Here is a 24185-nt window from a genome sequence, read left to right as displayed (position 1 = left end):
TTCTCAAAAATTTATTGTTAAGTTATGAAGAATAGTAGTTTTCTGCTATCTTATTAAGCCAACAAATCAAAAAGTCTAACTAATATGTTTGTATTCAATATGTTATTATGTGAAGAACTAAAATATAATTTGGAAATTTCCTAAATTGAATTTTTCATTATTCCTGGGAATAATAAAGTGTTGACACAAATAGAAATTATGCATTTATTAAACTATGCTGTCACCCTCAAATATTAACACTCAGGTTATCTATTGTCCTTACTTCTCCTCTCGCTTCTCCTTCTTCTCCTTACTCCCAAAGATCCTCTCCAAAAAGGTTTTCTTACCATCTTCTTTCAACGTACTTAGGTTGATCGTATTATCAATGGTAGGTCTTAAAGCATTGAAAAATGCGTTGCGCAGCACAAAACTTATCGCTCTCCAGGTATTTACATTTGGATCAGAAAATTTTCCATTTATAGGCAGTTTCGTCGCCAGAGTCTCTGTTTTTTGATTTTGCACGATCTCAAGGCCACTTCCTATCAGAGTCTCCCAAATGATTTGCCCCAGATTTCCCTCCTCTTTGTTCCACTGCACGACATCAAGATCTTTAATAGTAGGTTTGACATAACCACCAAAAGAACCATTCTTAGCTGCAAATTCTGTATAAAGACTAAAAGTCCCCTTTTTCACATCGAAATTTCCATATGCTTGCAGCACATCATTGAGCAGAGCCAGATTTACATCTGTAAATTTAGCACTGAGATCGAAAGTCGGCACCTTGCTAAGCCCATCGAAATCCACAGTCAGATACAGTTTACCTTCATATGCATCCGCTGTGCTAACCAATTGAGCAGGTAATACTTTAGCGCTTTTGTTGACGTTACTTAGGTTCGTGGCCAACATGTCGATATTCTTAATTGAGGCGTCGACTTTAGGTGTAGAATATTTATCTATGAAATGAACCCTACCATCTTTAATTTCAAAATGGTTGACAGTAAGTGGCATAAGGTCTTTGACCAATTGTCTGAAATCTGCAGTATCCTGTTTGATGTCTTCTCCTTTGTGTTTTCCATTGACAAAGTTCAAATCAGGCGACTCTACATATATCTCTCCCACTACTCTACCCTTCAAAAGAGCCTTCCATTGAACAGAGAGATCTATCACCGGAGTTTTAAAAAACGGAATAGAATCTATCTTCTTCCCAACTTTTTCGGTTTTTAATATTTTCAGATCTTTTATGACATATGCACCACGGTATAATGAAAGGTCGATATCTTCTACATGTCCGTAATAAGATTCCAGCCCTGCGAGTTTATTATTTACATATTTCAATACGACATAGGGTAGGATCAGTCTAATGATGACCAATAGAGAAACGATTATTAACAAAGTGTTTATGATACGACGCCTTTTTAAAGGATGAATTCGAGACTTTGTTGACCTGCTTTTATTATAACCTCCGAAGATGTTGAAGCCTCTCATTTTCGATCTTTTAGTCATTTTCCTTGGTTTATTCAGTGTAGTCAAGTAGTTTAGCTCTTTAATCCTTTTTAAAAAGAGGGGTCTATTTATTTAAATATGTTTTTCTAATAAAGCGGAAATATTAAAGAATATATAATTAAATGCTTATTTCAGCCCTAATAGTTCCAACTTGTTTCCAATTATAAAGGACTTCATTTCTGCATCCAATTGATTGAATTCCGATTTCAATGCCTTTTTAATAAATACTCCTGAACGTAGCAAATGGATCTCATCGCACGTATCACTAAGTGTAGAAAAGATGTGGGAGGAAATTAATATGGTCTTGCCTAATGATCTCAATTGCTGAATAATGCCGGTAATGATCATGTTGGATTGTATGTCAACTCCGTTAAATGGTTCATCCAATATCAATATGCTATTCTCCTGTAAGAGAATCGCGGTAAATGCTAGTTTTTTCTGCATTCCTGTAGAATAAATGGATGCGTAATCATCCAACGGAAGTTCAAAAATATTCTTTGAGTCAAAATTAATATCTTCTTTTCCTCTGGCGATGCAGCACAACTGAAGGTATTCCCGACCGGTGATCTTTGAGAAAAAATAAGGATTCGTTTGTAAATAACCCAAATGTTCTTTTAATTTTTCATGATCAGAGGTAATCCTGCCATCATAACCCTCTAATCCGGCGATACAATTAAAAAGTGTCGTCTTCCCTGCACCATTCTCTCCAACGATACCATATACTTTTCCTTCCTCAAATAAAATATTGATATCATTTAAAACCGTTTTGGATCCAAAAGATTTTGAAAGATTTTGAATGTGCATCATAATAGTATTTGATTAAGGCAAGTGATGGATCTTTTGTAAAATATGGGGAATGTATATAACAATAATAGCGGGATGAAAAGACTAATTACCAATAAAATAGTCTGTGGTAAGGAGACAGCATCGGGAAAGGAGGCATACTTTGCCAAAATAATTACGATTAGATAGATATATCCAATGAGTTGAATAGCCAAAATTATTGGTAAATAATTTACATTAATTATTGCACAAATAATACAAACTGGTATGGTCAGAATAGACGCTTGGAATAATGCAATAAATATTTTCTTTCTTAAAAACCGGGCCGGCGATTCTTTAAAAATCCAGACAAAATACCGCTCTTCGACATTGAAGTAATAACTGAATACAACCATAAACGTTAGCCCTAACGCGAAAACACCAAGATTAAAATTGTGTACCTGAAGTGCTTGAAACAACAAAAAAAGAATCAATGGAAAAACAAGTATAGTGGACCTGAATCCAACAATAAATTCAAATGGCTTCTTATAAAATGGTGTGGGAATTCGTATGTTTAAATTATTTCTAAATTTAATTTTGGCAGAAATACCTGATAAAAATATTAGAACAATTGTGGCAAGATAGCTTGATTTTAATAATAAAAATATTGCGAAAGGTGCAGTTATTATAAGGTTTTCAAGGATTCGAAGTTTTAAGTAATTATTTCTTTCAAAGCAACTTTCTAAAAAGTTATTTCTTGAAATATTGCTGAATTTAGAAATTAAATTAATTGCAAAAAATATATAAATTACAGCAGCGTAGTTTGTCTTTTCAAATAACATAATTGAAAATATAACAAATACTAAGCCTACCAGCAAGTACCCCAGAATAGGATGTACTCCTAATGCAAGCAGTTGCCTATCGAGCATGCGCACTTGTAATTTCAAATAAAATGTATTCATATTATTCTGTGGGTAAAGGCAAGCCATGCTGCCTTAGAAAACTCAATTTGTCCCAATACCCTCTTTGAAATATAATCTTATCCTCTTTGATCTGAAAAAAGCCACACCCACGCAAACCAAGTGGATCCCTCCATTCAAGAATGGCCCAGTCTTTATCTTCAAAAATATTTTCAATGATACATACCATTTCCGCGAGTTTGAATTCGGCTTGGAACATCTCAAAAATAGCTTCTTTTCCTACCACCGCATCTGAATTGATCTGATGATTGATAGCTTTGTCATGATAGAATTCTGCCATCTTTTTTGCATCAGCTGTATTGAATATTTCTACCCAATTTTTGATCAGTTCTTTTGGACTCATTTTTTTTAAACATTTAATTATTGGTTCAAAATTGAATTCTTTTAATTAAACTATCATTAAGATTTAGCCAAAATGAATCAAAAAGCAGACGAATTAGAGATTATTGGGAATTTTTAAACTTGAATTTTAATAAATTTTACGATTTTTACACTATGCCATTTGAACTGATCTTAGCAAATATAAACAGACATATCGATCTCAATGATTCTGAAAAGGATATTTTTCTATCTTGTCTAGAGTCAAGAAAGATTAAAAAGAAACACTTTTGGATCCACGAAGGTCATATATCTTCGGCAACAGCCTTTGTAAACTCAGGTTGTATGCGCGCCTATACCATCGACAACAATGGATTTGAACATATTCTACAATTTGCTCCGCGTGATTGGTGGATCGCAGATATGTATAGCTTCATCACTCAAAAGCCGGGTTATCTCAACATTGATGCATTGGAAGACAGTGAACTGGTCATACTGAGTAAAGAAAACCTTGAAAGGCTTTACATAGAAGTCCCTAAGTTCGAAAGATTCTTCCGCATCATCACTGAAAAGTCCCTTGTGGCCAATCGTCAGCGCATCATTGAAAACTTGAGCCTTAGCGCATCTCAACGATATGCCATTTTCTGCAATACCTATCCGACCATCATCAATTCCATTCCACAGAAACAAATCGCCGCATACATTGGTGTCACACCTGAATTTCTTAGTAAGATGCGGAGTGAGTTTCTTAGAAGATAGGTAATAGATAATAGATCCTAGACGCTAGATTCTAGAAGTCAGAGGTCCACGCTGCAATGTGTGCAGAATTATAAAAAGTCTACTGTAGGGACAGGTCGCGACCTGTCCCTACAGTAGACTTTTTATAATTTAGGTCAAACTTAACTTTTAACCATGTCTCAACTGACTGGAAATAGCTCAAAACTTTGATCTGGCAGCACTTTCATCTCGTCTATTATTCATTCTTCACTTTTCATTTTTCATTAATAAACATAACCTACCTTATCTACTTTTCTTAATGTACCATATTGGAGATGACTCTTTGGCCATCGTATCTTTGTATCAACAAAAATAATCAAAATGGAAAGAAAGGATTTTTTGAAACTGGGATTATTCGGAACTGGCATCTTCGCCACCTCGGCTACCGGCATCAGTGCTTTGGCCAACAACATCGATGACATCTCCGGTCTTAAACCAATGCTTTTAGATCATTTAGGTTTTAATCATTTACCAAACACTAATTCTAAAATTATGGCAAATACAGTTTTGCACAAAGCAGACACCAGAGGTGTCGCTGACCACGGCTGGTTGAACAGTAAACATACCTTCAGCTTTGCCAATTACTACAATCCTGAAAGAATGCACTTTGGAGTGCTTCGAGTACTCAATGATGACACGGTATCCGGTGGCATGGGTTTCGGCACACATCCACATGACAATATGGAAATCATTAGCATTCCACTATCAGGAGATCTTGAACACAAAGACAGCATGGGCAATGTAGCTGTGATCCGCAATGGCGACATCCAGGTCTTGAGTGCCGGCACCGGTATCAAGCACAGCGAATACAATAAAAATCAGGAAGCAGAAGTGAAATTCCTACAGATATGGGTTTTTCCAAATAAACAGAATGTGACGCCACGTTATGATCAGATCACATTGAATCTGGAAGATCGTAAGAACAAATTACAACAAATACTTTCTCCGAATGTAGATGATGCAGGAGTGTGGATCCATCAGGATGCATGGTTCCATTTGGCTGATTTTGACAAAGGCACAAGCACGACTTATCAGTTTAAAAAATCAGGCAACGGATTATACATCTTTAACTTAAAGGGGGATTTGATTGTTAATGAACAATTGATCAATACCCGGGACGGTCTTGGCATCTGGGACACTGATTCGATCACAATTACAGCAGAAAGCGATGCAGAATTCCTGATGATGGAGGTGCCGATGGCGGTGTAAAAGCTATGATGATATCTTTTCCCCCTTTGGAGGGGGGTAGGGGGAGGCTATCTGAATTATAAAGCAATTAATTAAAAGTTTAAAAAAATTAAAATCAAAAAAATTATGAGTAAAAGTAAATGGGTTTTAGACCCGACACATAGCGAGATCCAATTTAAGGTTAAGCACTTAATGATCACAAATGTGACCGGAAGTTTCAATAGCTTTAATGTGGAAGCTGAGACTATTGACGATAATTTTACAGAAGCTAAGATCAGCTTCTCCGCGGATGTGGACAGCATCTCTACCAATAATGAGCAAAGAGACGGGCACTTGAAAAGTGCTGACTTCTTCGATGTGGCAAGCTATCCAAAAATCTCTTTTGAAGCAACGAATGCTGTCAATCTTGAGAGAGACGGTAACTATGATCTGGTTGGTGATCTAACGATAAAAGATGTAACAAAGAGCATCAAACTGAATATCGAATTCGCTGGTGTGACTAAAGATCCTTATGGAAATACCAAAGCCGGATTTGCTATCAGTGGTAAGATCCATAGATCCGACTTCGGTCTTACCTGGAATGCCGCTTTGGAAACAGGTGGCGTGATGGTTAGTGAAGATGTGAGAATTCTTGGAGAAATTCAACTTGTAAAGCAAGCTTAATAATATAAGGGTAAGCTGCTTGTCAAAAGACATCATGTAGCATTCCCGATCTTTGCCGGTCATTCATACTGTACATATAAAATATGTGATAGAGAGATGGCCGGCATTTTTATAATTCAAAGTGAACTTTGGTGACACAACGACGTAGGTTAACCTAGGTTCTGGTGTCTGCAAAATTAATTTTGCATTTAACGAATTAATAATCAATTAAACTAAACATACATGGACTTAAATAAAATCGCAAATACTCAACATCCTATCGCAGACCTGATGAAGCAACGTTGGAGTCCACGATCTTTCAGTGCCAAACAGGTCAATCAGGCACAGATAGATTCAATGCTGGAAGCAGCCAGATGGGCGCCTAGTTGTGCCAATGAACAACCATGGAAATATTATTATGGAGTTAAAGGAACTCCCGGTTTTGACAAAATACTATCGTTGCTAGCAGGAGGAAATCAACTGTGGGCCAAAAATGCTTCCGTTTTATTTATTGCAGCGATAAGAAAAACCAATGAAGTCAAAGGGGATAATAATAACTGGGCAGAACATGACCTAGGTCTAGCCAATATGCAACTATTCTTGCAGGCTACTGCATTGGGAATCTATGCACATCCCATGGCAGGATTTGATAAGGAAAAAACAATTCTTGAACTAGGGTTGGGAGAAGATATCAAGCCCATCTGCGCCATAGCAATTGGTTATCTCGATGATGCAGACAAACTGGAAGAGCCTTTCCGAAGCAGAGAAAAAACTATCAGAACAAGGAAGACGATTGAAGAGTTTGCGACAGTAATATAATTCACTCACCTTTATTCCCTCAAAAGCTAAGGTTTATACACATCTTTTTTGTATAATTCAAAGTAAACTTTGATGACACCCCGACGTAGGTTAACCTACGCCGAACCTTCACAATCATAGTTTTAACTTTAAATTATTATACTTCATTTGCTATGAACGCTGAGCGTAGGTTAATTTACGTTCTGATGTCCGCAAAATTAATTTTGCACATAATTAGCAAATAACCTATTAGGTATATTATTTACAATCAAATAGTTTGTCTATAGAAATTATTTATGTATTAAGCCTAGCTCAAAAGAGGGAAATTAGTGCCAGGTCGTAAAATCAACTTTTACAATTTCGCCATCATTTATTTCGATTATTAATTCATGGAATAAGAAACCAATACTTCCTCCTTCTCCTAGATGATAGTTCCACTTTGCGAAAGAATCTAATTTAGTATCTGGTGGTCCAAGAATTAATTTAAGGTAATTCGTGTCTTTTCCTTCCAATAATTTCTTTTCTCTTAAATCATCCTTCATAAGCCACCGTTCATTTGGCTTAGATTTCCACAATTCAGCATTAAATTTAATTGGTTTATCGTACGTAAAAAAAAGAGCATAGTAACAAAACCCACACATTAAAATATAGATGGCCAAAATGCCGAAGATAGATATTAGGAGTTTTTTCTTCCATTTTTTATCCTTAATTATCACATAAAATAGAATTATTAAGAACAATAAAATTGGCAGGAAATAGGATAGAAATATTAATAGATTTTTCATTCAAAAATCAAATCGTGAAGCAATTATAATTTATTTACAATCCACGCTGTGATACACCAAACCATCATATTGAATACTTGATTTGTCACTGATAAAAGCTGAATCACCCACTGCTTCTTCATTACCGGTGCCGGTGATGAGCAAATTCCCCCTTACCTTCAGGTTCATATTTCTGATACTAAACTGATCTCCTGTATGGAATCTGTAAATCAACGTGACGATATCTCCTTCAATATTTCCATTGACGGTTCCTAGATTTGGCTCTTTACCGCTATTTTTAATAACCATTGACCCCGAAACTTGCTTAGATCCAGTCACGATAAAATTGATGTCAAAAGTATCATTGCCACTTGAATACTGATAGCAATATCTACCTTGTGCAAGTGAACTTTCCTTTCCACTGAGATCGGTTCCAGGAAGTGAGACCGCCATTGGGTCTTTTGGTTCTTTATTTTGTGAAGAATTTTTACATGAAAGTATGATCAGCGGTGTAAGAAATAATATAAGTCGAATCTTCATATAAATTGTATTAAATAAAACTGCCCTAGACTATTAAATAATTTAATAGTCTAGGGCAGTTAATTGTGATTATTGTTGATTTTTAGAAACCAAATGCCACGCCCAAATTAGCATTGATTAATCTGTTTTTGTTATCAAATGCTTCTGATTTATAGGTATCCAAAAAGCCATTTGTATAGCCTAGATCAAAATTCAACCACATCCTATCTTTAAGACGATAATTAAATCCTAAACCTACAAGCAAACCTACGTCAAAACCTTCCACCTGATCTTTAAAATCTATGGTATTGCTGCCTTGTTTTGTTTTTGCACCTGCTAAAAAAGCCAAAGATGGACCTGCAAATAATTTAGGTCTAAATGCTTGACCCCATTCACCAAAGAAATACTGCAGCTTTAAAGGCACTCTTACGTAAGCAACATTAGCATCAGCATCTGTACCGTCTATCTTGTATCCTTCCACAGAATATAGTAGTCCAAGTCCCAAACCCCAATGCTCCATAAGGCTATAATTGTAAATTAGTCCAACATTAAAGCCGGGTTTGGCACTTAAACCCTCGGCATCACCGGAAAGCCAAGAATGATTATAACCCACTGTTGGACCAAGGGAATGTCTGCTTTCTTCTTGAGCAAAAGCCATCGTTGACATTGCCATAAAAAATAAAATCACTAAATTTTTCATTTCATTTGTTTTTAAAAGTTTATAAAATAAAAGTCCTTACTAGATCTTTACCTTATTAATAAGAAATTTATTTTTGTTTTTTGTTGATCAAAGCATAATGTTGTCGATCAATCGAACACCACCCCACCAAATAGCTATAAGAATAACGGTAGGAATATGTTCAGAATATTCATCCAGATCCTCTAAAGTTTCAGCATCACAGATTTTAAAGTATTCTAGTTTTGTATCGTATTTTTCAAGTTCTTCTAAGGAATCAGATATGATAGTAGATATTTCAATGCCATTTTTTAATGCTTCTTTCGCCAAAAATAACGTCTTATAAATAACAGCGGCATCATTCCTCTGATAAGTCGTAAGCCTAACGTTCCTGCTACTTCTGGCCAGGCCGGAATCTTCCCTATCGATTTGAACAGCTCTTAAGGTGACTGGCAATCCGAGAGAAGTAATCATTTTACCTACCAACAATTGTTGTTGATAATCTTTTAGCCCCATATAAATTCTATCGGGACTAACTGCCTTCAAAAGTAAATAAACTATCTGCATCACCCCTTTGAAATGTCCGGGACGAAACTCGCCTTCAAGCTTTTCATCAAGACCTTCCAGATCAGGATTGATTTCTTCCGTCTCCCCATACATTTCCTCTACATCAGGTAGAAATAAAATATCGCATTTACACTCCTCTAACATCTCTGTGTCCACAGCGACATTGCGCGGATATTTTTTAAAATCTTCTACATCATTGAATTGGGTTGGATTGACGAAAATGCTGCAAACAGTGTAGTCATTTTCTTGTTGGCTATGGCTTATCAAGGCTATGTGACCTTGATGAAGTGCACCCATTGTGGGCACAAAACCGATGGTGGCGCCTTCTGCTCTAAGTGATTGAATGTATTCGGCTAATTCTTTTTTGCTAGTTATTACTCTCAATCTTATCGTTTTTTCCGTAATTATTTGAAGCGATCTAAACTTCAAATAAATGAATTAAGCTTTGATAGCCTTTTGCTTATAAACAGGAACCGTGCTACATGGTTCCCCAAACATGATAGAATTCGCAAAATTGACCAATCGAGAAGTAATAAGTGAATATGCTGCAGGTGGTATTGGGTGGTCACTACAGCCCTTTATGATCATCTTTTTGTCTTTATAAGAAGAAATATCCAAATTGTTGATGGCTTCACTCCATTTATATCGGATATATTCCTGCTCATCCATGTTGAGTACATTCAACGCAATGGGTGTTGCATAGGTCGCTACAAGCATATATGCCCACATCGGAATGATGGCGTCTGTAGAGCAATAAACGATGAGATCCTTTCCTTCAAATTGAGACCAGTCAAAGGCTTTAAGCGCTTCCCGAAAATCTTTCTCTTTAAGAATAAGCCCATGAAATAAATAATCTTTAAGGTCGAATGCTGCAAAATTCATCACAGGGGCATATTGTTCCATGTCAAGAGTGATGAGTGGACTATTTGCTATTTTATTGATTAATTCTGATTCCATACTTAGTTTTTACTCAAGTTATAACACTCAATAGTAGTTCTGGTTTACTCCTCTTCGCTCTGACCAATGGTTTCGGCTGGCGCTTCAAACTCTTTAAGCTTAGGAAGGTCTTTCAGATCATTGAGTCCGAAGTGCTCCAAGAACGTATCTCCTGCTGCATAAAGTAACGGACGACCTACGTCTTCGCTCCTTCCTACGATCTTCACGAGGGATTTTTCCAATAGCTTTTGCAGCGCATAATCACTGTTTACACCACGGATACTTTCTATGACGGCCTTGGTGACCGGTTGCTTATACACGACAACTGATAATGTTTCTAACGAAGCTGTGGACAATTTTTTCTTGCTGAGGTTGCTCTGAATGTGACTGATGATGGGATCAAACTCTTTTTTTGTCAGCATTTGATATCCACCGGCTATCTCCTGAATGGTAAATACTGACCCTCCTTCCATGTACCGCTTGTTGAGGATAGCGACCCTATGCCGGATTGTATCTTCATCTATTTTCTCCCCATGCAACTGACTGATCATCTCAGCTATAAAATCAACCTTCACCGGTGTTGCTGATGTAAAAATAATGACTTCAATATGTTGCTCGATTAGTATCAATTACTTAGGTTAAGGTAGTAAGGAAACAAAGGTAGATTGCTGATGGTAGATGGTAGATGGTACTTAGTTAATTGATTCATATTTTTTCTTTTATTGGTTTAAATGGCAAAATTTTCGTTTGGTTGATGGATCCCACACGTATGGGACTAAAATCTTCCTTCACCATCAAAATTTTATTAAAATTCAAATTATTCAATCATAGAAAAGAAATTAACTAACGAAATTTGAGTCAATTATGCAAACCAGTTTATTTCATTAAAAAAAGCCTTTGTTTTCTCAAAATCAGGTTGCAATGGTCTATCCTGATCCAGAAAAGAAACATGTTTTCTATATGCCTTGAGATATGCTCTCAACTTAGAACTGATGGGGTAATCTTTCATTTCCACCGCTTGCGCTGCTGCTTGCCACTCAATGGCCAACACTGTTGCTACATTATTTACAATTTGCCAAACTTTTACTCCGGCATTGGCAGCCATACTTACGTGATCTTCCTGACCATTGCTGGATATGATGCTATCCACACTGGATGGTGATGCCAATTGTTTATTCATACTGACGATCGAAGCAGCAGTGTATTGTGCGATCATAAAACCTGATTGAAGACCTGGTTTTGTTGTCAAGAAAGGTTCCAGTCCTCTTAATCCTGATATCAACAAATACAATCTTCTTTCAGAAATGCTACCCAATTCTGCAGCAGCAAGACAGAGATAGTCACTTGCAAAAGCAAGAGGTTGAGCATGAAAATTACCGCCGGATATGACCATATCCTCTTCTACAAAAATATTGGGATTGTCTGTTACGCTATTCCGCTCATTTGCGATCACTTGGCCTATATGGTTCAATGCATTCATCGTGGCTCCGTGCACTTGTGGAATACATCGGAATGAATATGGATCCTGCACATCTACTTTTGGTTCTGACATGTGTGCACTGTCGTGCAATAATTCTCTGATAAATGTGGCGATCTCCGGTTGACCATTGCCGGGACGGACGCTATGTATCGCCTCATGGAATGGTTCCAATCTGCAATTAAATCCTTCTATAGACATAGCTGCTGTCACATTTGCTGCACGCAAAAGCTGTCTTGTCCTGACATAAGATGCCTGAAGATATGCGAGAGAAAATTGTGTGCCATTGATCAGCGCAAGGCCTTCTTTCGCTTTAAGTACATATGGAGATAGGTTTTTATGCCTTAAATATTCCGCTGAATCCATTATAGAATCATTTGAATATACAGCACCTTCTCCGATGAGCGGAAGTGAAAGGTGGGCCAGGGGAGCCAAATCTCCACTAGCACCGAGTGAACCTTGTTCATACATAACCGGTATCACATCGTCATTAAACATATTGATCAGTCGTTGGACCAGTTCTTTGCTGACACCTGAATAACCGTACGACAGACTTCTAACTTTAAGGAATAATATAAGTCTGGCAATAGATATAGGTACTTTGGCCCCGGCGCCACAGGCATGAGATCGAATCAAATTGACTTGAAGATCTTCAATATCTTCGTCATTTATTCCGACATTTCGGAGACTTCCAAAGCCTGTGTTTATGCCATACATAATGGTATCTGTGGAAGAAATTTTGTGTTGAAGGTATTGGAAGCTGCTGTCTATGGCAGCCCAGCTATTGTCTGAGATGGATATGTTACAATTTCCATCGAGTATGTCTATAATTTGATGGTCCTCTAAGTCGGAAATGGAGGCATCTATGGATATTTTCATTTTTAATACTTCAATGATTAAGTCGCTACTTGGACTGTCGCAAATATAAATCTTCTTTTATTAAACTTAACGATTTGGTTAAAAAGCCGTTAAACTCATGTATAATTGGATCTGAGGAAACTAAACTATTTCAAAAAAAGTTAAATTTGATAATTCATTGAATAAATACGTGTATAAATGTTAAAAAACATCGTTTAATATCTCAATGAAACTTATTTTTGAAAAATTTTTTATTAAACCAAAATTGAAATGATGATTAAAAGTCTGTTGTTTACATTGGCATTTGCCTTGATCTCAACATTTTCTGTTCAGGCTCAAAGAGTAGCTGTCGTAGATATAGCAAGGATATTGGAAAACATGCCGGAATATAAAACAGCACAGAAGCAACTAGATGAGTTGAGTGCCACCTGGAGACAAGAAGTAAATTCTGAAATGGATAAGATCAAAGGTATGTATAATAAGTACCAGGCAGAACTACCACTTTTGAATGAGGAGATGAAGAAAAAGCGAGAAGAGGAGATCACTTCTAAAGAAAAACAAGTCCGGGATCTTCAAAAAGAAAGATTTGGAACAGAAGGTACTTTGTTTGTAAAAAGAGAAGAACTAGTCAAACCTATTCAGGATAAAGTGTATAAGGCTATCGATGATTATGCTAAAGAGCGTGGTTATGACCTCGTCTTAGACAAAAGCAGTGCTGCCGGCATTCTCTTCGTAGGTGATGCCATCGACAAGACTGACGATGTCTTCAAGAAGATCAAGTAACTAAAGTTTCGGGCTTAGAAGTGAGCTTAAAAGAAAGGTTACTATTCTATATAAAATTAGAAGTTAGAAGTTAGAAATTAGAATGAAACTTCGATTGTAATGTCCTGTAAATGAAAATATTACAATAATTTTAGACAATTCAATGGTATAAATATTATTCGATTTATCTTTAATTTGTATGTCATTGATAATCAAAAAGATAGCTGTTACTTTTATCAAATAATAATTCTTTTTTCGACCTCTTACTTATGACTTCTGATGTCTGACCTCTAGCATCTAGTCTTTATTGTCTAGCATCTAGAATCTAGAATATTTTACCCATTTGTCTATATAAAAGGGATTGCTTACTTTTGCACAAAATTTACCAAACTAATAATCAAAAATGAATCGTATATTTTTTATTTGCCTTGTAATCATAGGCCTTGCATCAACTAATACTCAGGCTCAAAAAGTAGCCTTTATCAATTCTGCTTTGCTAATGCAGGACTTACCTGAAATAAAGGTAGCTGATTCTAACCTGAATGCTTTTCAAACGCAATTGCAGAAAAAAGGCGAACAAATGGTTACTGCCCTTCAGACTAAATATCAGGAAGTTGCGAAAAAACAACAAGCCGGCGAGATCGCTCCAAAACAATTAGAAGAAGAATCTGCTAAATTAAAAGAAGAGGAAGCTAAGATTGGCCAGTTTGAGCAGGACATGAATAAACAAATCTCTGATAAGAGACAAGCTCTATATCAACCTATTCTTGACAGAATCAATACACTGATCAATGAAGTAGCAAAAGCAAAAGGTTACGACTTCGTTTTTGATTCAAGCACAGGTGTTTTACTATTTGCTGAAGAACAATACGACATCACTGCTGACGTGAAAACGAAACTTGCTACTACGCCAACAGCTCCGTCTACATCTACTCCGACGAAGCCAGCACCGGCAGGTGACAAAAAATAGTCAATCTATAGGAATTTTTGACTCTGGATATGGTGGATTGACCGTATTCAAAGAGATCAAGAAATTACTTCCGAATTACGATTTTATTTACTTGGGAGATAATGCGCGTGCGCCTTATGGCAATCGCTCATTTGAAACCGTCTATGAGTACACGCTACAATGTGTAGAGTGGTTCTTTGCCCAAGGATGCCCATTAGTTATTCTCGCCTGCAATACGGCCTCTGCAAAGGCTTTGAGGTCTATTCAACAGCGAGATCTGGTGGCCAGATATCATGATAAAAGAGTACTTGGTGTCATTAGACCTACGGCGGAGATCATTGGCGATCTTACTAATACGAAAACTATTGGCATCCTGGGTACCAAAGGTACTACCACATCTATGTCTTATCCAATCGAGATCGGTCATTTCTTTCCTGATATCAATGTGGTGCAGCAGGCATGTCCGATGTGGGTCCCATTCATAGAAAACGGCAAATATCACGGTCATGAAATGGATGAATTCATCAGGGACGATCTTGATTCTTTATTTGCTCAATCAACTGACATTGATACAATTCTGCTTGCCTGCACACATTATCCGCTGATTCAGGATAAGATCCGTCAATATCTTCCACAGAATATACGTCTAATTACTCAAGGCGAAATTGTTGCCGCCAGCCTTGTTGAATACCTTTCGAGACAACATTGGCTTGATGAAAAGATCACCAAATCAGGTAATACAAGATTCTACACCACAGGAGTTGCGGATGATTTTGAAACGCATGGTGAAGTCTTTTTTGGCAGTAAGGTAAAGGCTGAGCATGTGAATTTGTGATGTTAAAATCTGAATCCAAGTTTGAATGGAAACAGATTTGATTGAAGTGCCACCAATAAACCACTTTGAATATAAATATTTAATTTATTATTTATTTTATAATTAACCCCTAAGCCAAATTCGACTCTGGCATTGCCATGTCCGCCGGCATACTGATTCCAAATATGGTCATAACCAATTTTTAGCACCATTATTGGACTGATCCTTTTCTTCAAAGGCCAGTATTCCAGATTGCCAAAGACAGAGACTCCATGAATTCCTTCAAAGTTTAAATATCCTGCGCCGGCTCCTGCGAAGAAATGGTCGTAGGCTGTGACGCCGTTTATAAAGTTTACTTCGAACCCATTCTGGTCTTCATCCAAATTGTATCCCATCCAATTCGGTCCCGGATCGATTATTAAAGTTCTAAACATAAAAAGATCGTAGCCAACTTCGATTTTCTTCGAGTAAGCGATGTTTTTTTGGCCAAATGCATTGATATAGCCCAATAGAAACAGTAATAAAATGATTGTCGTTTTCATGCAGCGTATTCTTAATAATGAAGGTAAATCTACTTTGAATAAACGACATAAATCTTTTGTTGGGTGGTGCCATAGAAATTATTCCTGTCCTAAACCTTTGTGGGGTGGGTAATTAAAAGCTAGGAATATGCTGATAAAAAAAGTTGAACTGTAGGGATAGGTCGTGACCTGTCCTTGCAGTTCAACTTTTTTTATACAAGTAATTAATCTAATCTTTGAAAACAACCATTCTTTATTCAACCCCTACCGGGGTTGGGAGAGATTTGATTCGTAACCCCGGGTTTCACCCCGAGCTATTATTGTTCAACCCATATCAAGGTTGTATTTGGAACATGTTGGGATGTTGAAGTTGATCACAAAATAATTTTAACATCTAATTTCTTCTATAAACTATACAATTGCTTGTTAATCAAACAATTGCAATACGAATAAATCAAAGACCCCCCTGCCCCCAAAAGGGAGGTCATTCAGTTCTCTAAAATTTTAATATGTAACTCGTTGATAAATTAAATATGTGTTGCTTAAATTATTTTCATAAACATGGTATTATGACGCCAATCAACACCCCGGCTGCCGCCACCCCCGCCTATTCACGCGGGCAAGCATCTGCCAGAGGGGAAGTTGCGACTTTTTTCATCTTCTTTTTAAAACATTGATATTTAACATTATACACATAACGATAAAAAAGAAGCGAATGGCCCTACCCCTGTCCCCTCAAAAGAGGTAAATCTCCGCAACTACATTTTACTTTTTACATTGTAAATTATACTCACTAGGTTAACGTTGTGATTTTGGCAGAAATCCATTACAGGTGAATTACTTTCTAACATCTAGTCTCTGATTTCTGACCTCTGACCTCTAGTATCTATCGTCTATCGTCTGACTTCTTCATCGCCGAATCCACCTTCTGTCTCGAATCGATCTGATTAATGGTTTTTACATTTTGCTCAAAAGTCTTGTCGATGGTCGCTTTAGTATTGCGCATCAGGGTGCCTGCGCCTTTATCGATAGACTCTACAAGTGGATATATTAAAGATTGATCCAAATTGTCCCTTTTCAAAACCTTTAACCCTACAAGTCGGCCGCTAACAAAACTACACAACAACAATACAAATAAAGAAAGTATCAATCCGCCGGAGATCTTGGTGGCCAGTTTCATGGAGTGTGATGAAACCCAGGATTCTATTTTACGGGAAAGAAAGCGATATAAAAAAAATACGATGCCGAGGACAAGGATGAATCCAAACACAAAATAAACAAGCGTAATATCAGTAAAGGTGTTTTCCATAAATAGAAAAACGATGGGAAAGAGTTTCAATGCAAGTAATATCGAGCCTAAAAACAATAGGATCTTAAGCGCTACACCAAAGACACCATTGCTATAGCCCGCATAAAAGCCAAGCGTCAATAAAATAATTAAAAGGATATCTATGATCACTTTCTGTGCTTTTATAGTTGTTTTGGTCCGTTACCTACTTTGTCCGGAATGTAAGAACCTTCTGAACAATAACGCAGCAATTCATTTTTTATGAAGGCCTGAACTACTTCTTTGTGCAAATCCGGGTATAACAAATGTACATTAGGTCCTGCATCCAGTGTAAAATAAAGCGGTATTTTATTTGTTCGCCTAAATTCATGCACCTTTTCTATAACGGAGACGGTCCCGGGTCTGAGCAATAAATAGGGTGGATTGGAAAGCATCATGAGACCATGGAGACTGTATGCTTCTTTCTCAAGTATGTCTCCGAAGAGTTCTATATCACCGGCTTTTAAAGCTGCCAGCATTTGCTTCATTCTCCCTTGCACTGTCATATAACGCGTCTCACTATAAGGATTGTCGTCCATGAGTTTATGTCCGGCAGTGGAAGAGACCCCTTTTTCTTCTTTGCTTATGATAAGGATGTCATCATGAAATGTCGCAAAAATCGGGTGTAAATGATGTCCCCATCCAACCGCATAAAGGTCTGATGATTCCTGTGCTTCCTGCGTTTCACCCCAGATGGCAGCTTTCGAATAAATGGACCGGCAGGCACTTCCAGAACCAAGTCTGGCGAGATATGATGCCTTTTGGTCAAATTGTTTATCATCAGAAAGCGTACCAAACAATTCATCTTCTAATGAACAAAGGCATAATGCCAGTGCACTCATCGCTGCTGCAGATGAAGCTATTCCTGCAGAATGTGGAAAACTATTGGAAGAAAATATCGTCAATTCGATCTGTGAAAGAAATGGATAGATAGGTAGCAGTGAGGTCAGATATCGCTCTATTTTATCTGAAAATGGCTTATTATGTTGATTGTGAAATAAAAAATCAACTGAAACACCAGGTTTATCTGTCATCTTAGGACCGTATTCCAGCGTAGTCTCCGTATAAGCCGCATCCAGCGTAAAGCTTATGGAAGGGTTACAAGGCAATTGCTGGCCATACTTACCCCAATATTTGATCAGGGCTATATTGGATGGGCTGCGCCATTCGATCTTGCCGGAACGGACCTTATTGGGGGTAACCAATAGATTTGGATTATTATAATCTACCATGAAAAGGAAATCTTGTATTGAAGGTCGAAAGATAAGAAAGTTTTAAAGTATAACAGTAGATAGAATTGCAGGGACATGGCTTGCCTTTGTCCGTGAAACAAAATGATACCAAGTTGTTAAGTTCTGAAAAGCCATGGTTTGCCTTTAACCATATATATTATATGCAATATGCTTATTTCAATAAAATAATTGACCAGCGGCTATTCCTCTTTGTATATCTCTGTTATCAACCAGATTCAATCAATTACACATATTATTTTTTCTCTTTATAGCCCTATTGTATTTTTATGGTGGTAAAATATTCACAATCAACACTTAATTAATAATTATTTATTCTTTTATTTTGAGATTTCAGAAAAATAAGTACCTTTGCACTCCATTATTAAAAAGGGTATAAAAACATACAGCTCATGAACTCAATGACAATAAAAGGCACTCCACGAACTGACGTTGGAAAAAAAGCAACTAAAGCCGTCCGCGCTTCTGCTGGTATTCCATGCGTACTTTACGGTTCTAAAGAGGTCATCCACTTTCAAACAACAGAAAGTGAATTGCGTCATTTGGTATTTACTGGCGATTTTAAAGTTGCTGAATTGGATATCGAAGGCAAAAAAGTTAGATCAATTCTTAAAGCGATCCAATTCCATCCGGTAAAGGACAATATCGTTCATGTTGATTTCCTTGAATTGGTAGCTGGACAAGCAGTTAAATTGGAGATTCCACTTAAACCACGAGGCAGCAGCCCGGGTGTTAAATTAGGTGGTAAATTAATCCAATCTGTTCGTAAAGTGAAGGTTAAAACAACTCCTGAGAAGATGGTTGATGAACTATTCGTAGACATCAGCGGACTTGAACTAGGTCAGTCACTTAGAATAAAAGATATCATCGCAGTAGATGGCATTGATATCCAACAAAATGCAAGTATTCCTGTAGTTAGCATCGAGATCCCTCGTGCGCTTAGAAGTGCTGCTGCGAAAGAGTAATTCTTTCCAATTTTATTAGACTAAATTTATAAGTATCATACAAGTGTTCGATTTTGCGGTCGGACACTTTTTTTATGTGGAAGTTTGATATGTGAAAAGGAATTATTTCATGAAAAAACCGGACTCAATTTAGTTTTGGAATATCTTACAGGAATTGGAATTATATAATTGGCCAATAATTTGCCATATAATACCGAGCTTTACAATACCGAGCTGGGTTTCGTTTTGGGATGCGATAGTAGGACAATTAGGAAATACTATTCGGTATGAAAGTCGTTTATTAAAGCTGTATAACAAATTGCACCAAGGAAAAAAGAAAAGACTTAATGAATAAAGATTCCTCGCTTCGCTCGGAAAGACACTAAAGTTTATGGGATATGGGTAAAAAATGGGCGGCTGCGCCGCCCCATTTTTTACCCCCTCCAAACAAAGGTTTTGTCATTCCGACTGGAAGGAGGAATCTGCCAAATAAAAGTTTTATGTCATCAAGGCTTGATCTTAATTTATTGCATAGCTTATACTAAAAGGAATTATATAATTAGTCTTATTTATATTTGCGTTTCGTATAACAATTCATGATATAACTACTCTGTATAGTTGTTGACACAAAACACCCATCCTTCCACCAAATCATTCTAATTTCTGACTTCTAATTTCTAATTTTAAAACTTATAACTAAACATCAACATAAAATACCGATTCAGCACATTCGAACTCACATCCTCATAATATGTCTCTGAAAAATTACGTACGATGGCCGTATTATTATTCAAAAGATCAAACGCCTGAAGCCTTACCTCAGCAGCATTTCTCTTCAAAAATTTATAGCCGATTCCAGCATTCCATAGCGCATAACTGGTATTGACATCGCTCGATAATCCCCGGTTGTAGTAATATGTGGCGTCCGTATTCAAGACAAAATGCTCGAAGAAGATCCAGTTGATCTTGGCAGAAGTGTTTTGATTGAAATAAGAATTATCTGAATTGAAGTTGATATCATTCTTCACATCACTATAACTCAACTGTGTAGAAAGTGTAAAGTCAAGATTCTGACTAAAATTACTCGAGATAGTAACTCCACCGCCATAGTTGGCCGTCTTAGAATTATTAATTTGCTGGTTGATTCGACTTGGCGCACTTGTATAAGAGGCATTTAGGTTAAAGTTGACATTAGATTTGATCACATACACAGGTAGACCGTAACTTAAAAACCCTCTTCCATTATAATATCCATCTAAATTTATAGGATAAGAGTATTGTGCACCCGCCGGAAGCACACCGTAACCTGAGATTGTGGTATCCACTCTCGAATAAATGACTTGGTTTCCAATATAATTTTGAGTGGCAGATCCACCGCCACCTATGAAGAAATTGGAACCAGTCTTACTATCAATCAAAGAATATCTCATAAATAATCGATGGCTTGTGCTTTGATCCAAATTTGGATTTCCGGAAGTAAGACTTAAAGTATTCGTGTTATCTACGACACTTTGAAGTTGATTTACAGAAGGTTCTTGTGTTCCGGATCGGTAGAACAGTCTCATGCTTTTTGATTTTGATATATTCCATCTAATTGAAGCCTCTGGAAGCAAATTTTCAAAATGCTTACTCACTGCTGCTTCTGTAGGATAGGTTCTATCACTTTTAAGAAGGCTGTATTGATATCCAAGGCTGGCAGAAAAGTTAAACTCTTTTCTTTTAAATCTGTAGTCCAACTTCGGTCTATGACTTGTGTAATCATTGTCTGTAACATTCGACAAATTCTGTTCAATATTGCCTTCATTTGGGCTTTGATCATTACTTACATCATATGTCTTCTTTTCAATGTCATTATTTTTGATGGTGTAATTGTAACTGACCACAAGTGAGTTTTCTTTGTCAAGCGGCTCTATAAAGTTCACTTCACCTACATATGATCGATTATAATTATTGCTCTCTACTAATTGTTGATCCAACATTATCAATGTTGCAGAATCTATTGTTGTGGTCATCAATATTTGATTAGTAGTCGGCAAACTGCTTGAATAAGCCTGATTTATTCTTGCAGAAAATGACCTGCCATTTCTATTCAATCGCAATCGATACATCAACTCATTATTGAATGTTGTATTCATCCCATCACTATTGATCCTCGTATCATTGCTACTCTTCAATGCTTCCGATATGAATATCTGGCCATTGGTCAAATAGTTTGATTTACTATACCCATAATTATAAGTAGGTGTATAAATGATGGATTGAAATGAATCTATGTCATAGGTAATCTTTGCATTTAACTTTAAAGAGGTACCATTCTTGTTAGCATTATATACTTCATTGTATTTCTGATCAAATGTATATTGTCTAAAAGTGGATTGTACAAGATCTGTTTCGTTCATGCTGCCAAAAGCACTTCCCTGAAATGTGACCTTATTCGCCCATTTATCAGAATAATTTATGCCTAATGCATGTGTTGTAACGATTCCTCCTGAACTACTGGTTTGAAACGGATTGCCACTATTGCCGCCTCTTGGACCTCCGCCGCTTCCACCCCTTCCTCCACCACCGGTAGTTTGCATAGCTGCGACATCATCATTCGCAAAATTCTGTTCATTTATATTGTTAGTTTGACCGATAATCGTCAATCTTTGTGACTTATTGAAACTGTTATAAACACCACCGGCTTTGTATTTGTCATCCGGTGCATAGCCCCCAAAGACCCTGCCGAACTTTCCTTGTCTAAAGTCTGGTTTGGTGATGATGTTAATTGTTTTCTCTTCATTTCCATCTGATATTCCGGTAAATTGTGCTTGATCACTTGCTTTGTCAAAGACCTGAATCTTATCAATCATATTTGCCGGTAAGTTTTTTAACGTTGCCGATGGATCACTCCCAAAAAACACAGCGCCGTCGACCAAAACTCTTTTTACGTCCTCTCCTTGCGCTTGCAACTTGCCATCAACCTTTGTAATACCCGGCATCTTCGTCACCAGATCTTCCGCATTGGCATCAGGGTTAACTTTGAAGGAATTAGCCCTGATTTCTGAGGTGTCGCCTTTTTGTGTCACCGGAGGTGTTCTTCCAATTATTTCAACACCTTCCAGCGTAATTCCATCACCCGCCATGAGGATTGTAATATTTGTCTGAGGATTAATACCCAGCTCGACGACCCGTTTGTATGTTTTATAACCGACAAATGTTGATTGAATTAGGTAAGAACCAGGCTTGATATCACCTATTTTATATGCTCCATCCGCATTGGTACTTACCACTGCGATAGTAATAGAATCCGGTAATGATTTTATCGCCACGTTGGCGCCTATCAATGCACTGCTATCTGATCTATCCTTTACGACACCTGACAGTTGAATATTTTGTGCTCTTAGTACTATAGATAAAACCAGCAAACCGGTTATTAAAAGAATATTTCTCAAAGGAATTTTTTTTAATTTGATGCAAAGGAAAGCATTACTTCAATCTTTCCATGTTTTAGAAGTGTTAAGAGATATTTTCCCTCACAATTATTTGTTATTTTTTCTTAACACGGCTGTTTGCAATACAAGTGAGAGGATATGTGCTTGCAAGCCATTGCTCCTATACATATAACTATAGCGCAGAATTAGCGTATTGAAGAGTATTTTACGTGTAGCAAAAATGTAAGGATTATATTTGAAACCCATTCCAATTAAATAACTCTGAAATCCTGACAAGTCATAATCCGATGTGTAGTATACCTCTGTTTTAGCATGTTGTTGAAATGGTGCAAAATATTTCGACGCCTTTTGAGTATTGATCCTGAAGTTTGGAAGTATAGAGAAAAATGGGTTAATTTTAATCATTGATTCATGTTCAAATGAGAGCGCCCTTATGCCAAAATCATCTGTGTATACTTGAATTCCATTTTTTAAAATGTATTTGGAATTAATAGCCGTATTCAATTTTATGGCTAGTGCTGCTTTATGTCTTACCGATGGTAATTGTTCCACTGTCACTCCATTATCTGTGAAATAAACCCTATGAAATGGTGTCGACAAAAGCCCCTGCTGATAAGCTAATTCAGGAAAAATTCCCAATATATTACGCTTGTTAATTGTCTGTGTAAATCCTGTTTTTAAATTAAATGAATGTCGCTTTGGTGAGTCAAACCATTCTCTGTCGCGGAGTTCAGAGGGATAAATAAGTTTGACCGGTTTAAAATGTTCCGGATTAATGCGGCCCCATCTCAGATCGTCATTAAAATATTGAAAATTTACAAACCAATATCGCTCCTTTTCCTTATTGCTTTTATTGATGCCCAACTTATATCCTTGTGAAAAATAATCACTTTCGATCGAGTAAGATAAGCCGCCATTTATCCCAAGGCCACTTTGTGTTTTTCGTTCATAACTCATATCCGTATAATATCTGGAATCTCTACTGGATGCTGAGGAAACGACATAGTCGATCTTGTCCGTTGAAGCCGAAGAAATGATGTCTGCACCGAGATTTATCTTGAATGCATTTGATCCATTCGTTTTGACGATACTTACTGATGGACCGAATACTGTTAGTTTTTCTGTGCCAATACCACCTGTCACTGCTGAGTTATTTCCATCTTGCAGATAATGGTTATATACGAGTTCTATCTCTGTTTTCCTGACCTTCGTTCCAACAGAATCTATTAATACCTGCGCCTTCACACACAATTGTGAGAGGACTAAAGCTGCAAGTATTAAATGTCTTTTGATCATATTAGAAAAGTAGCGTTTTGGGATTTAAGTGTTTTAGTTAAAAGCAATATCTTATTAATTGATTGATTATAAATAAAAGAAAGTGTATTTATCATTGACTCCCCCTTGGCCCCATCAGACGAGGGGGAAAATCTACTATTCGAC

At 37.0% G+C, this 24185-nt stretch carries 24 protein-coding genes; 8 read left to right on the top strand and 16 right to left on the bottom strand.

All coding sequences use genetic code 11. The features are described 5' to 3' along the window. Positions 1-258 precede the first annotated feature (258 nt). From IPI15_RS06400 to IPI15_RS06385, 4 genes are all read right to left on the bottom strand, one after another. Positions 259-1482 carry an AsmA family protein gene (locus IPI15_RS06400; RefSeq protein ID WP_287404573.1) on the bottom strand — a complete coding sequence of 408 codons (1224 nt, stop codon included), beginning with the start codon at positions 1480-1482 and terminating at the stop codon, positions 259-261. Between the two features lie 126 nt (positions 1483-1608). Then, positions 1609-2289 carry an ABC transporter ATP-binding protein gene (locus tag IPI15_RS06395; protein ID WP_287404575.1) on the bottom strand — a complete coding sequence of 227 codons (681 nt, stop codon included), beginning with the start codon at positions 2287-2289 and terminating at the stop codon, positions 1609-1611. After that, positions 2286-3173, bottom strand: a complete 888-nt coding sequence (locus tag IPI15_RS06390; RefSeq protein WP_287404577.1) for a hypothetical protein — start codon at positions 3171-3173, stop codon at positions 2286-2288. Before IPI15_RS06390 ends, IPI15_RS06395 begins: the two co-directional genes overlap by 4 nt. A gap of 34 nt (positions 3174-3207) precedes the next feature. Then, on the bottom strand, positions 3208-3567 hold the full coding sequence (locus IPI15_RS06385) for a nuclear transport factor 2 family protein (protein ID WP_287404578.1): 360 nt from the start codon (positions 3565-3567) through the stop codon (positions 3208-3210). 119 nt (positions 3568-3686) lie between these two features. On the opposite strand from IPI15_RS06385, the gene IPI15_RS06380 reads away from it, so the two are divergent. The 4 genes from IPI15_RS06380 to IPI15_RS06365 all read left to right on the top strand — a co-directional run bounded on the left by IPI15_RS06380 (position 3687) and on the right by IPI15_RS06365 (position 6968). After that, complete coding sequence (locus IPI15_RS06380; protein WP_287404580.1) at positions 3687-4301, top strand: Crp/Fnr family transcriptional regulator; 615 nt, start codon at positions 3687-3689, stop codon at positions 4299-4301. A 510-nt stretch (positions 4302-4811) separates the two neighbouring features. After that, positions 4812-5528 carry a pirin family protein gene (locus IPI15_RS06375; RefSeq protein ID WP_502711646.1) on the top strand — a complete coding sequence of 239 codons (717 nt, stop codon included), beginning with the start codon at positions 4812-4814 and terminating at the stop codon, positions 5526-5528. Positions 5529-5633: 105 nt separating this feature from the next. After that, positions 5634-6170, top strand: a complete 537-nt coding sequence (locus IPI15_RS06370; RefSeq protein ID WP_287404584.1) for a YceI family protein — start codon at positions 5634-5636, stop codon at positions 6168-6170. A 222-nt stretch (positions 6171-6392) separates the two neighbouring features. Further along, positions 6393-6968 (top strand): nitroreductase family protein, encoded by a 576-nt coding sequence (locus IPI15_RS06365; protein ID WP_287404586.1) that lies wholly within the window; start codon positions 6393-6395, stop codon positions 6966-6968. Between the two features lie 305 nt (positions 6969-7273). Here the strand turns inward: IPI15_RS06365 and IPI15_RS06360 are convergent, their stop codons facing one another. From IPI15_RS06360 to hutH, 7 genes are all read right to left on the bottom strand, one after another. Next, a complete protein-coding gene (locus tag IPI15_RS06360) occupies positions 7274-7489 on the bottom strand; it encodes a hypothetical protein (RefSeq protein WP_287404588.1) in 216 nt (71 codons plus the stop codon). 273 nt (positions 7490-7762) lie between these two features. Next, positions 7763-8251 carry a hypothetical protein gene (locus IPI15_RS06355; RefSeq protein WP_287404590.1) on the bottom strand — a complete coding sequence of 163 codons (489 nt, stop codon included), beginning with the start codon at positions 8249-8251 and terminating at the stop codon, positions 7763-7765. Positions 8252-8333: 82 nt separating this feature from the next. Continuing rightward, positions 8334-8930, bottom strand: coding sequence for a porin family protein (locus IPI15_RS06350; protein WP_287404592.1), 597 nt, complete (start codon positions 8928-8930; stop codon positions 8334-8336). 87 nt (positions 8931-9017) lie between these two features. Further along, positions 9018-9857 carry a pantoate--beta-alanine ligase gene (gene panC, locus IPI15_RS06345; protein WP_287404594.1) on the bottom strand — a complete coding sequence of 280 codons (840 nt, stop codon included), beginning with the start codon at positions 9855-9857 and terminating at the stop codon, positions 9018-9020. A 54-nt stretch (positions 9858-9911) separates the two neighbouring features. Further along, on the bottom strand, positions 9912-10430 hold the full coding sequence (locus IPI15_RS06340; protein ID WP_287404596.1) for a DUF2480 family protein: 519 nt from the start codon (positions 10428-10430) through the stop codon (positions 9912-9914). Positions 10431-10474: 44 nt separating this feature from the next. Then, entirely contained in the window at positions 10475-11038 is a 564-nt protein-coding gene (scpB, locus tag IPI15_RS06335) for an SMC-Scp complex subunit ScpB (RefSeq protein WP_287404598.1), read from the bottom strand. Between the two features lie 233 nt (positions 11039-11271). Then, entirely contained in the window at positions 11272-12765 is a 1494-nt protein-coding gene (gene hutH / locus IPI15_RS06330; protein WP_287404602.1) for a histidine ammonia-lyase, read from the bottom strand. A 249-nt stretch (positions 12766-13014) separates the two neighbouring features. Between hutH and IPI15_RS06325 the strand changes: the two genes are divergently transcribed. The 3 genes from IPI15_RS06325 to murI all read left to right on the top strand — a co-directional run bounded on the left by IPI15_RS06325 (position 13015) and on the right by murI (position 15290). After that, a complete protein-coding gene (locus IPI15_RS06325; RefSeq protein WP_287419605.1) occupies positions 13015-13527 on the top strand; it encodes an OmpH/Skp family outer membrane protein in 513 nt (170 codons plus the stop codon). 382 nt (positions 13528-13909) lie between these two features. Beyond that, a complete protein-coding gene (locus IPI15_RS06320) occupies positions 13910-14476 on the top strand; it encodes an OmpH/Skp family outer membrane protein (protein WP_287419603.1) in 567 nt (188 codons plus the stop codon). Beyond that, positions 14463-15290: a glutamate racemase gene (gene murI, locus IPI15_RS06315; RefSeq protein ID WP_287419602.1), complete on the top strand. Its 828-nt coding sequence runs from the start codon at positions 14463-14465 to the stop codon at positions 15288-15290. The genes IPI15_RS06320 and murI overlap by 14 nt, the downstream gene beginning before the upstream one ends. Before the next feature lie 2 nt (positions 15291-15292). Here the strand turns inward: murI and IPI15_RS06310 are convergent, their stop codons facing one another. The 3 genes from IPI15_RS06310 to IPI15_RS06300 form a co-directional block, all read right to left on the bottom strand. Then, positions 15293-15811, bottom strand: coding sequence for a hypothetical protein (locus IPI15_RS06310; RefSeq protein WP_287404611.1), 519 nt, complete (start codon positions 15809-15811; stop codon positions 15293-15295). Positions 15812-16676: 865 nt separating this feature from the next. After that, positions 16677-17249 carry a CvpA family protein gene (locus IPI15_RS06305; RefSeq protein ID WP_287404614.1) on the bottom strand — a complete coding sequence of 191 codons (573 nt, stop codon included), beginning with the start codon at positions 17247-17249 and terminating at the stop codon, positions 16677-16679. A gap of 11 nt (positions 17250-17260) precedes the next feature. Next, on the bottom strand, positions 17261-18349 hold the full coding sequence (locus IPI15_RS06300; RefSeq protein ID WP_287419601.1) for a diphosphomevalonate decarboxylase: 1089 nt from the start codon (positions 18347-18349) through the stop codon (positions 17261-17263). Between the two features lie 410 nt (positions 18350-18759). Between IPI15_RS06300 and IPI15_RS06295 the strand changes: the two genes are divergently transcribed. Continuing rightward, positions 18760-19332, top strand: a complete 573-nt coding sequence (locus IPI15_RS06295) for a 50S ribosomal protein L25 (protein WP_287404619.1) — start codon at positions 18760-18762, stop codon at positions 19330-19332. Positions 19333-19994: 662 nt separating this feature from the next. On the opposite strand, the gene IPI15_RS06290 is transcribed toward IPI15_RS06295, so the two are convergent. Together IPI15_RS06290 and IPI15_RS06285 are read right to left on the bottom strand one after the other, a co-directional pair. Continuing rightward, a complete protein-coding gene (locus IPI15_RS06290) occupies positions 19995-22745 on the bottom strand; it encodes a TonB-dependent receptor (RefSeq protein ID WP_287404621.1) in 2751 nt (916 codons plus the stop codon). A gap of 87 nt (positions 22746-22832) precedes the next feature. Further along, the gene (locus IPI15_RS06285) at positions 22833-24041 is read right to left on the bottom strand and encodes a DUF3570 domain-containing protein (RefSeq protein ID WP_287404623.1); all 1209 of its coding nucleotides are present in this window, start codon (positions 24039-24041) and stop codon (positions 22833-22835) included. Between the last annotated feature and the right edge of the window lie 144 nt (positions 24042-24185).

This window comes from Candidatus Brachybacter algidus (genome assembly GCF_016707225.1).
Taxonomy (GTDB): domain Bacteria; phylum Bacteroidota; class Bacteroidia; order Chitinophagales; family Saprospiraceae; genus Parvibacillus; species Parvibacillus algidus.
This window is presented reverse-complemented; position numbering and strand designations above follow the sequence as displayed.

Coding starts and splice junctions, on each gene's coding strand:
- IPI15_RS06400 (WP_287404573.1), bottom strand. CDS start 1,482: ATGACTAAAAGATCGAAAATGAGAGGCTTCAACATCTTCGGAGGTTAT.
- IPI15_RS06395 (WP_287404575.1), bottom strand. CDS start 2,289: ATGATGCACATTCAAAATCTTTCAAAATCTTTTGGATCCAAAACGGTT.
- IPI15_RS06390 (WP_287404577.1), bottom strand. CDS start 3,173: ATGCTCGATAGGCAACTGCTTGCATTAGGAGTACATCCTATTCTGGGG.
- IPI15_RS06385 (WP_287404578.1), bottom strand. CDS start 3,567: ATGAGTCCAAAAGAACTGATCAAAAATTGGGTAGAAATATTCAATACA.
- IPI15_RS06375 (WP_502711646.1), top strand. CDS start 4,812: ATGGCAAATACAGTTTTGCACAAAGCAGACACCAGAGGTGTCGCTGAC.
- IPI15_RS06370 (WP_287404584.1), top strand. CDS start 5,634: ATGAGTAAAAGTAAATGGGTTTTAGACCCGACACATAGCGAGATCCAA.
- IPI15_RS06365 (WP_287404586.1), top strand. CDS start 6,393: ATGGACTTAAATAAAATCGCAAATACTCAACATCCTATCGCAGACCTG.
- IPI15_RS06360 (WP_287404588.1), bottom strand. CDS start 7,489: ATGAAGGATGATTTAAGAGAAAAGAAATTATTGGAAGGAAAAGACACG.
- IPI15_RS06355 (WP_287404590.1), bottom strand. CDS start 8,251: ATGAAGATTCGACTTATATTATTTCTTACACCGCTGATCATACTTTCA.
- IPI15_RS06350 (WP_287404592.1), bottom strand. CDS start 8,930: ATGAAAAATTTAGTGATTTTATTTTTTATGGCAATGTCAACGATGGCT.
- IPI15_RS06340 (WP_287404596.1), bottom strand. CDS start 10,430: ATGGAATCAGAATTAATCAATAAAATAGCAAATAGTCCACTCATCACT.
- hutH (WP_287404602.1), bottom strand. CDS start 12,765: ATGAAAATATCCATAGATGCCTCCATTTCCGACTTAGAGGACCATCAA.
- IPI15_RS06325 (WP_287419605.1), top strand. CDS start 13,015: ATGATGATTAAAAGTCTGTTGTTTACATTGGCATTTGCCTTGATCTCA.
- IPI15_RS06320 (WP_287419603.1), top strand. CDS start 13,910: ATGAATCGTATATTTTTTATTTGCCTTGTAATCATAGGCCTTGCATCA.
- IPI15_RS06310 (WP_287404611.1), bottom strand. CDS start 15,811: ATGAAAACGACAATCATTTTATTACTGTTTCTATTGGGCTATATCAAT.
- IPI15_RS06300 (WP_287419601.1), bottom strand. CDS start 18,349: ATGGTAGATTATAATAATCCAAATCTATTGGTTACCCCCAATAAGGTC.
- IPI15_RS06295 (WP_287404619.1), top strand. CDS start 18,760: ATGAACTCAATGACAATAAAAGGCACTCCACGAACTGACGTTGGAAAA.
- IPI15_RS06285 (WP_287404623.1), bottom strand. CDS start 24,041: ATGATCAAAAGACATTTAATACTTGCAGCTTTAGTCCTCTCACAATTG.